General features: G+C 46.6%; 1 protein-coding gene. It reads left to right on the top strand.

Annotation, left to right across the window (positions count from 1 at the left end):
- Positions 1–121: 121 nt before the first annotated feature.
- The coding region (locus NK638_RS12375; protein WP_274633244.1) for a gamma-glutamyltransferase at positions 122–653 on the top strand (532 nt) is incomplete at its 3' end.

The raw sequence follows: 653 nt of genomic DNA, 5'->3' as shown, positions 1-653 counted from the left end.
TTTAAAAACAGCATCCCAGTAGCGCTATGACATTTTTAGAGTGTATCGACTATATAAAAAACCTCTTACTCATACTTATGAAACACCCAAACTTTACCACTCACATAAAAAGGACTTTGCCATGCTAAATCTGTCTGGCCACTCTCAACCACCCATCATCACCACATTAAAATCTGCGATGCTCATTGCTAGCAGTACATTATTGCTATCTGTATCAGCGCACGCACTTGAACCAGTAACACCAACTGATGCCAATGTGATAAATAACACCTCAATCAACACCAGTGCGATCAATCTGGCCATCATGACCGACAATCCGACGGTCTTGTCTGAAACCAAGCGCATCACACCAGCGCAAACCAATAAGCTGACATCCACAACCAATAAAACAAAAACCGAGCAAGCTATCTACTCCGAGGATGCCATTCATCATCCAGTCTGGGCCAAAAATGGCATGGTCGCAACTCAAGAAGCACTGGCTTCCGATATTGGCTTACAGATTCTAAAAGACGGTGGCAATGCCGTCGATGCTGGCGTTGCGGTGGGTTTTGCCTTAGCCGTGACACTACCTCGGGCGGGCAACATCGGCGGTGGCGGCTTTATGATGATTTATGATGCCGAGCAAGGCGAAACGGTGGCACTCGATTATCGCG

Source organism: Psychrobacter sp. A3, assembly GCF_028823565.1.
In the GTDB taxonomy this organism is placed as follows: domain Bacteria; phylum Pseudomonadota; class Gammaproteobacteria; order Pseudomonadales; family Moraxellaceae; genus Psychrobacter; species Psychrobacter celer.
This window is presented reverse-complemented; position numbering and strand designations above follow the sequence as displayed.